General features: G+C 70.7%; 3 protein-coding genes. All 3 read right to left on the bottom strand.

Annotated elements, in window-relative coordinates; genetic code table 11:
- Positions 1–130: 130 nt before the first annotated feature.
- Genes ACFVZW_RS05550 through ACFVZW_RS05540 form a run of 3 tightly spaced genes read right to left on the bottom strand, consistent with a single transcriptional unit; the run spans position 131 to position 3,716 of the window.
- A complete protein-coding gene (locus ACFVZW_RS05550; protein ID WP_384517096.1) occupies positions 131–1,798 on the bottom strand; it encodes an alpha-amylase family glycosyl hydrolase in 1,668 nt (555 codons plus the stop codon).
- A 47-nt stretch (positions 1,799–1,845) separates the two neighbouring features.
- Positions 1,846–2,712 carry a sugar ABC transporter permease gene (locus tag ACFVZW_RS05545; RefSeq protein WP_384517121.1) on the bottom strand — a complete coding sequence of 289 codons (867 nt, stop codon included), beginning with the start codon at positions 2,710–2,712 and terminating at the stop codon, positions 1,846–1,848.
- Positions 2,706–3,716 (bottom strand): carbohydrate ABC transporter permease, encoded by a 1,011-nt coding sequence (locus ACFVZW_RS05540; protein ID WP_384517092.1) that lies wholly within the window; start codon positions 3,714–3,716, stop codon positions 2,706–2,708. The genes ACFVZW_RS05545 and ACFVZW_RS05540 overlap by 7 nt, the downstream gene beginning before the upstream one ends.
- Between the last annotated feature and the right edge of the window lie 35 nt (positions 3,717–3,751).

Here is a 3,751-nt window from a genome sequence, read left to right as displayed (position 1 = left end):
GGGCGCGGCCGGCCGGCCGGGTTCGCTGGGGTGCGCGGGGTGGGGGGGGGGGGGGGCCCCCCGCGGGGGGGGCGGGGGGGGGCGGGGGGGGGGGGGGCCCCCCCCCCCCCCCCCGGGGGCAGGGGGATGGTCACACCGCCCACCAGACGGTGGTGTCGGCGGGCAGCTCCGCGAAGCCCTCCCCGTGGGAGACGGGCTCGTTGGAGAGAAGGAACCGGCCGGGCAGCGGGACGGAGATGGCCCGACCGGTGGTGTTGGCGGTGCAGACGAAGCCGTCGCGGCGGAAGGAGAGCACGCCCTCGGGGGCCTCCAGCCACTCGATGTCCTCGCCCGCACCGAGCCCGGGCTGTTCGCGGCGCACGGCGAGCGCGCTGCGGTACAGCTCCAGGGTGGAGCCGGGGTCCCCGGCCTGCGCCTCGACGCTGAGCCCGCCCCAGGTGGCCGGCTGCGGCAGCCAGCTGCCGCCGCTGCCGAAGCCGTACGAGCTGCCCTCGACGGTCCACGGGATGGGGACCCGGCAGCCGTCGCGGAAGCCGTCCTGGCCGGTGGCCCGGAAGAACGACGGGTCCTGACGGACCTCGTCGGGCAGGTCGGTGACGTCCGGCAGGCCGAGCTCCTCGCCCTGGTAGACGTACGCCGATCCGGGCAGCGCCAGCATCAGCAGCGTCGCGGCCCGGGCCCGGCGCAGACCCAGCTCGCGGTCGCCGGGCTCGCGCAGCTGGGTGCCGAGGCCCGCCGGGTTGGCGAAGCGGGTGGCGTGCCGGGTGACGTCGTGGTTGGAGAGGACCCAGGTGGTGGGCGCGCCGACCGGACGCATCGCGGCGAGCGAGGCGTCGATCACCCGGCGCAGCTCCTCGGCGTCCCAATGGGTGCCCAGGTACTGGAAGTTGAACGCCTGGTGCATCTCGTCGGGGCGCACGTAGTGCGCGGTCCGCTCGACGGTCGGGGTCCACGCCTCGGCGACGAGGACGCGCTCTCCGTCGTACTCGGAGAGGACCTGGCGCCAGGAGCGGTAGATCTCGTGGACGCCGTCCTGGTCGAAGAACGGCATGACGTCGTTGCCGAGCAGCTTGAGCTGGTCGTGCGCGCCGATGTCCGGCAGCCCCTCGGCCTTGACCAGTCCGTGGGCGACGTCGACGCGGAAGCCGTCGACGCCCATGTCGAGCCAGAACCGCAGGATGGAGCGGAACTCGTCGCGTACGGCGGGGTGCTCCCAGTTGAAGTCGGGCTGCTCCGGCGCGAAGAGGTGCAGGTACCACTCCCCGGGGGTGCCGTCCGCCTCCTCGACCCGCGTCCACGCGGGGCCGCCGAAGATGGACTCCCAGTCGTTGGGCGGCAGTTCGCCGTTCTCGCCCTTCCCCGGGCGGAAGTGGTAGCGCTCGCGCAGCGGGGAGCCGGGGCCCTCGCGCAGCGCGCGCTGGAACCACTCGTGCTGGTCGGAGGAGTGGTTGGGCACCAGGTCGACGATGATCCGCAGGCCCAGCTCGTGCGCCTCGCGGATGAGCGCGTCGGCGTCGAGGAGGCTGCCGAACATCGGGTCGATGGCCCGGTAGTCGGCGACGTCGTAGCCCGCGTCCGCCTGTGGGGAGGCGTAGAACGGGCTGAGCCAGACGGCGTCGACGCCGAGCTCCTTCAGATACGGCAGCCGGCCGCGGATGCCCTCCAGGTCGCCCATGCCGTCGCCGTTTCCGTCGGCGAAGCTGCGTGGGTAGACCTGGTAGATCACCGCGTCTCTCCACCAACCCGTGTGCGTGCCGGTGGTCGGGGCGGCGGCGGGGGCAGCGAGGTGCTGGGTCATGTCTTCCTTGAGAGGTAAGGAGGGAGGTACGTGTGGGGTGTTCAGGGTCAGCCCTTGACGGCGCCGGCGGACATGCCGGTCACCAGGTGCCGCTGGGCGAAGAGGAACACCAGCGCCGCCGGGACGGCGATGAGCACCGAGGCCGCGGACATAGGACCCCACTGGGCGCCGTACTGGTTGACGAACTTCTGCAGTCCGCCGGCCAGCGTGAGGTTCTCGTCGCCGACCATGAAGGCGGACGCGTAGGCGACCTCGCCCCAGGCGGTGATGAAGGAGTAGAAGGCGGTCACCGCGAGGCCCGGCTTGGCGAGCGGCAGGATCAGCCGCCAGAAGGTGCCGAACGGGTTGAGCCCGTCGACCTGGCCCGACTCGTCGATCTCGCGCGGGATGGTGTCGAAGAAGCCCTTCATCATCCAGGCGCAGAAGGGGACGGCGATGGTGAGGTACGTGATGACCAGACCGGCGGCCCTGTTCAGCAGGCCGAGCGTCGCCATGATGTTGTAGATCGGCACGATCAGGACGGCGACCGGGAACATCTGGGTGACCAGCAGCGTCCACATCAGTCCGCGCTTGCCGGGGAAGCGGAAGCGGCTGACGGCGTAGCCGGTGGTGGAGGCGACGAAGACGCCGAGGAGCGTGGTGAGGCCCGCGATGAGCAGCGAGTTGCCGAACCATGCGAGGAACTCGGTGTTCTCCAGCAGGTCGGTGTAGTTCGCGAGCGTCGTCTCCTTGAAGAAGTCGGTCGTGGTCGCGTACTTCGCCGGCTTGAGCGAGGTGAGCAGGACCCACAGCACCGGGAAGACGGCGATCACGGAGGCGACGATCAGCGTGGTGTGCAGCCCGATCGAGGCGAGCGGCGAGCGGCGCCCGCGCCGGGGGGCGTTGGTCGCGGTGGTCTGTGCGGTGGTCACCAGACTTCTCCCTGCTTGCGGAGGACTCGCCGGTAGATCGCGGCGAAGACCATCAGGAGGATCAGGATGAGGACGCCCCAGGTGGACGACTGGGCGAAGTCACGGGGGCTGATCTCGAAGGAGAACTTGTACGCCTGGGTGACCAGGATCTGGGTGGCCTCGCCTGGCCCGCCCCGGGTGAGCAGGAAGATCACCGGGAACATGTTGAAGGTCCAGATGGTGCTCAGCAGGATCACGGTGGTGGACACCGAGCGCAGCCCGGGCAGCGTGATGTTCCGGAAGCGCTGCCAGGCGTTCGCGCCGTCCATCTCGGCGGCCTCGTAGAGCTCACCGGGGATGGACTGCAATCCGCCGAGCAGGGCGACCATCATGAAGGGGACGCCCAGCCAGACGTTGACGGCGATGACCGAGAACTTGGCCCAGGTGGGGTCGTTGAGCCACGGCACGGCGTCGATGCCGCCGCCGCCGAGGATCTGGTTGAGCATGCCGCGGCGCTCGTCGTACAGGAAGCGCCAGGCGAAGACCGAGACGAAGCCGGGCACGGCCCAGGGCAGGATCAGCATCATCCGGTAGAAGGAACGGCCGGCGATCCTGCGGTTGAGGATGTTGGCGAGGCCGAGGCCGAGGCCGAAGGTGACGGAGACACAGCACACCGTCCACACCAGCGTCCAGCCGAGGGTGCTGAGGAACTGTCCCCCGGTGAGGGCCTCGACGTAGTTGTCCAGGCCGATGAACTCGTAGGTCGCGGGGATTTCGTTGACGCCGATGCTCCGCGCGACGTTGCGCTCGTTGGCGTCGGTGAGCGAGAGCCAGATCCCGCGTACCAGCGGGTACCCGATGATCACGCCGATCACGATCACCACCGGAGCGACCATCGCCCAGGCGTACCAGTGTGTGGAGAGGGAACGGCGCGCCTTTCCCCCGGGGGTGCCAGTACCACGGTGGCGGGGGGGGGGGGGGGGGGCCCCCCCCCCGCGCCCCCCCCCCCCCCCCCGGGCGCGCCCCAACCCACCCCCCCAACACCGACCCGTAGATAAAGACA

This window comes from Streptomyces sp. NPDC059567 (genome assembly GCF_042735655.1).
Lineage (GTDB): Bacteria > Actinomycetota > Actinomycetes > Streptomycetales > Streptomycetaceae > Streptomyces.
Note: the sequence above shows the minus strand (reverse complement) of the source record. Positions and strands in the feature narration are given on the sequence as shown.